Genomic DNA, 4,754 nt, shown 5'->3' with positions numbered 1-4,754 from the left:
CGGGGGGACTCGGACCACGGCGGTACTCCGTGATCCAGCACACTCCGTGATCCGGCGCACTCCGTGGACCGGCGCACTCCGTGGACCGGCAGCGGCCGAGAAGGCGCCCCGGGCCGTCCCGGTCATCGGCCCGGCTGCTGGAACGGTGGTGACCGGACCATACGCGGTCCGGTGAAGAGCACCGCTACCGACGGATACCGATGAATTCCAGTGGTTCACGGCAACCAGCAGCCATGGAATCTTCGCTGCATACCGCTGTCGCCATATCGCCTGGCCTGCTGCCACGATCCGGGGCACCGTCGGCACGAAAAATCCCGGATCCGGGAATGTCACGGCCGTTCCGCCGGGAGGCGCGCTCGGGCCGCCGGCGGACGGGACCGTCGTTACCATGGGGCAATGACCGTGCCCGTGCAGTCGACCAACAGTCCGCCATCCGTGGGACGCCGGCGGCCCCCGGCCGCCAACGAGGATTCAGGCCTGCCCGAGAACGACGAGAACAGCCGTATCGACCCGGCATTCGTGACCGCGCTGCGAACGTCGATAACCAGGCTTGCGCGCGCGCAGCGGGCCGAACGACAACGAGATCCGCAGGCGCTGCCGGTCAGCCTGATATCGGCCCTGTCCGCACTGCAGCGGCTGGGCCCGCTGACCCCAACGCAGCTCGCGCATCTGGAAGGCGTGCGCAAACCATCGATGACCCGGGCGCTGGCGGCCCTTACCGAACGCGGCCTGGTGATCAGGGAACACGACGAGTACGACGGCCGGCAGTTCATCGTGCGGATCTCCGCCGAAGGCCTCACCGCGGTCGCCCGTTCACGCGACATCGTCGACGGCTGGTATTTCCGGCGGCTGCGACAACTGGATCAGCAGGACCTGGCGGACCTCATGCGCGCCGGTGGAGCGCTCGTGCGACTGGCCAACGAGACCTGACCCGGTCAACCGGTTCAGTGCTGCCAGCCGGACACATACCATGGCCAGGCGCCCTGGGCGCTCCTCAGGACGGCTGGTCATGATTGTCGGCGGACCGCTGGCGGGTGCTGGTCGGCGCCGGCTCCACGGAGCGCTCCGGATGCGGGCGCAGCAGAACGAACGAAAACAGGTAGATTGCCAGATAGCTCAGGACCGCGGCGAACGCAAGCAGGTCCAGCGACTCGGCAAAAGCAAGGACAACGAGCAGCAGAACACCGCTGCCCAGGCCGACGAGAAGAAGCGGCGGCACATCTGCGGTAAACCGGCGGGGGCGTTCCGTCATATCTCACGTTGTTCCCGGAAAAAGGCCGTTCCCGGGCGTCCCGCCCGCCCGGCCGAGGGCCGGGCGGGCGCCGGGGCCGAAGAGCTCGTGAAACCCGTGAGGCCCGCCATCGGCGGCTGCCCCGCCGGCCGCCGCGGGACCGGCGGCCCGGGCCGTCGGCATGTCGCGGACATTCCCGTCCGGCTCGCCCAGGCAGCTGCCGTCGACGTGCTCCAAGAAAATCTGTGCCCCTCTGCCGGATGCGGCGACGGATGCGGCAGCCCGGCCGCGAGCCGCAGCATACCGCGTGCCGACGCCGGCACGGCATATCCGGGCTGTCTGCCCGACCGGTCGGGGTATCGGCCTGGTCCGGTCGTCGTCACATCGCTTTTGTTTACGATTTTACTTCGCCAGAAAATCTGGACGATATCGAACGGCCCCGGCCGCCGGCCGCCGGGAATGATTCCGGACCGGCGGGAACAGCCCCGGACCGTCAGAACATGTCACCGGCCGGCCGCCGGAGGGGCCGACGTCGGTGCCGCGGGCGACGGCACCGGGCGGGGCGCCATGGTGGTGCTGGCCGGCTCGGGCGCGGTGGTCGCCGGGCCCGGCGTCGGCTGCCGCCTCGCGGGAACGGGCGTCGGGGACTCCGAGGCGGGCCCCGGCGCCTCTGGGCCACCGGTCGAACGGCTGCCAACGGCAGCGGCAATGCCCTGGTCCGCGGGCTGGCCATCGGGCGGTGCGCCCGAGCCCGGCGTACTGGCGGCCGACGGGGCCGGGACGGCCGGGGCGGCCGGCGCGCTGTTCGGGGACGCACCGGCGACCGGGACGACGCCTCCGCCGGCAGGGGCTGCCGGCACCCGCGCCGTCGTGCTTGGCGGTGATTCAGGGGCGGCATCGAGGGCGATGTCATTCGAATTGCCGTTCTGAACGCTTTCCGTGGTCAGATAGCTGGCTGTCCCGCCGAGAACAGCCCCGACGACGAGCATCAGCAGAAAGACCGTCGCAAGCTGCCGCCCGGATCCGCCAGCCGTGAGGGTGGACCGGGTCGTCATGATCCCTCCTCGTATGACCGGAAGGCCGGGCCTCCCGAATCCCTGGGCGCGGAGGAACGTGATCCGTTCGCCGCCGGCCTTTTCGGTGCTTCGGCCACCAACCATACCGGGCGGCCACAAACACCCGTGACCGGTGTCCGGTAGAACACACCGGACCACCTTGTGGGGCATCGGATCCGGAGCCGGTACGAATCCCGTCCGCCGAACGGCCAACGGCCGGGCCACGGCCGTGACACGATCACGGCCGAACAGGCCGGAAGCCCGCCAGCGGAATCTTCGGGACAGCATCGGAGACAAATCGCACAACTGATATGAATAGTTTGCCCATATCTGGACGGGTAGCAGCACCCGGTACCGAAAAACGGCCGCTGCCCACCGGCGTGGGCGATGGCGACGAATCGACGGTGAGGTCCGCACCGACGTCACGCCGATGTTTTGCCCTACCATCGGCGCGAGCACTCAGCAGAAACCAATGGTCGGGGAAAATCCTGGTGAACGAAGTCGCGATCGTCGAGCTTGCCTCCTGTTTTCCGGAAGCGGCCGGCAGAGATCTTTTCCGCTGCCCGCCGCGAAAGCCGGGAGAGCGGTCCGACGACACCGTGCGGAGCCGTTCCCCGCTCGGGAGCCGGCACCACCGGAACAGCCGGAAGCACCCGCGTGACGCCGGTACCGGCCGGATTCCCCACCCCGGCGACATCGTGCCGGGCAGGACGCCGGGCAGTGCGCCGGGCAGGACGCCGAACAGTGCGCCGGGCGGCCTGGCGGGCGGCACGGCCGCGGCCGGCCGGGACGAGGACACGCTCCGCCCTGGCCGGAAGGACGGTTCGCCGCGATGAAGACATCGCCACCGCCGGAGTCCCGGCTCCACCGGCCTCACGCCACCGGACGGCACCGGCCCCGTGTCCCCATGCCCCGCGGCGTGGGGCACGGCCCCGCCGTCCACCCGCGGGTACGCCCACGGATACGCAGCCGGCTGCTGCGCGTCATCGTGACCCGTCCCCGCATGGTCCTGCTCGTCACGACGGCGCTCACGGTCCTCGCCGCCATCGTCGGCGTCGGGGCGGTCAGCCAGCTCAAGACCGGCGGCTTCGACGATCCGGGCTCGGACTCGGTCCGCGGCACGCAGGTCCTCCTGGACAGGTTCGGCTCGGCCGACCCGAACCTGGTCGTCCTGATCGGCTCCAGCGCCGGTGTCGAGACGCCGGCGGTCCGGGCGAAGGGACAGGACGTCACCGCCATGCTGCGGCGCGAGCCGGGCCTGCTGGTGGTCGCCTCCTACTGGGAGACGCCCGTGGCCGAACTGCGCGGCCGCTCCGGTGACGCCGGCCTGATCGTCGCCCACGTCGACGGTGACCAGGACGAAAGCGCCGAGCACACCGGACGGCTGCACGACCTGCTCACCCGGGCGGATGGCCACGCCGCCGGCGTCACCGTCTCCCTCGGCGGGCTCACCCAGATCAACAACGACATCAACACACAGGTCACCAAGGATCTGGCCAGAGCCGAGTCCATCGCCGTCCCGGTCACCCTCGCCCTGCTGCTGGTGGTTTTCGGCACCGTGGTCGCGGCGGGCATCCCACTGGTCATCGGCATTCTGTCGATCATCGGGACGCTCGGCGCGCTCGCGGTCCTGGCCACCCTCACCGAGGTCTCGGTGTTCGCGGTCAACCTCACCACCGCGCTCGGGCTCGGGCTCGCCATCGACTACTGTCTGCTGTTCATCTCCCGCTACCGCGAGGAACGCAGACGCAGCTACGGCACCGTCGCCGCCCTGGACGCGACCATGCGCACCGCCGGCCGGACGATCGTGTTCAGCGCCGCCACCGTCGCCGCGGCCCTGTGCTGCCTGCTGGTCTTCCCGCAGTACTTCCTGCGGTCGTTCGCCTTCGCCGGCGTCGCGGTCGTGGCGATCACCCTGGTCGGGGCGCTGATCGTCCTACCGGCTCTGCTGTTCCTGCTGCGGGGCCGGATCGAACGCTGGCCGCTGCCCCGGCGGCGCCGCCCGAGGCGGGCGAGGCGGGCGAGGGGCCTGAGCGCGGTCGGCCGGGTCGCCGCCGTGGCCTGGCGGTACCCCGCCCGCACCGCCATCCCCACCCTCGCCGTCCTGCTCCTGCTCGGCGCGCCCTTCCTGCACGTCGCCTTCGGCGTCCCCGATGACCGCGTGCTGCCCACCAGCGCCGAAAGCCGCCAGACCGCGGACCGGCTGCGTACCGACTTCGCCGCTCCCGCCACCGGCGCTCTCGCCGTCGTCTCCACCAGCTGGAGCACCGGCGCCGCCGCCGTCACCGACGCCGCCGGCTACGCCGGCCGGCTGTCCGCCATCCCGGGTGTCGACCGCGTCGACAGCGTCGCCGGCTCCTACACCGCCGGCACCCTGAGCACCCCGGCCACCCCGGCCACCGCCGCCCGCTTCACGGACGGCACCGCCACCTGGTTCTCCGTCCTCAGCCGCACCGAGCCCTACTCCC

General features: G+C 71.2%; 3 protein-coding genes. 2 read left to right on the top strand and 1 reads right to left on the bottom strand.

Going from position 1 to position 4,754, the window contains the following annotated elements:
- Positions 1-408: 408 nt before the first annotated feature.
- A complete protein-coding gene (locus tag AC5LUJ_RS13985) occupies positions 409-930 on the top strand; it encodes a MarR family winged helix-turn-helix transcriptional regulator (protein ID WP_493465064.1) in 522 nt (173 codons plus the stop codon).
- Positions 931-994: 64 nt separating this feature from the next.
- On the opposite strand, the gene AC5LUJ_RS13980 is transcribed toward AC5LUJ_RS13985, so the two are convergent.
- The gene (locus AC5LUJ_RS13980) at positions 995-1,252 is read right to left on the bottom strand and encodes a hypothetical protein (protein ID WP_493465063.1); all 258 of its coding nucleotides are present in this window, start codon (positions 1,250-1,252) and stop codon (positions 995-997) included.
- Positions 1,253-3,193: 1,941 nt separating this feature from the next.
- Here AC5LUJ_RS13980 and AC5LUJ_RS13975 point away from each other — a divergent pair.
- The coding region (locus tag AC5LUJ_RS13975; protein ID WP_493465062.1) for an MMPL family transporter at positions 3,194-4,754 on the top strand (1,561 nt) is incomplete at its 3' end.

The sequence above is a fragment of the Protofrankia sp. CiP1_Cm_nod3 genome, from assembly GCF_982290655.1.
Note: the sequence above shows the minus strand (reverse complement) of the source record. Positions and strands in the feature narration are given on the sequence as shown.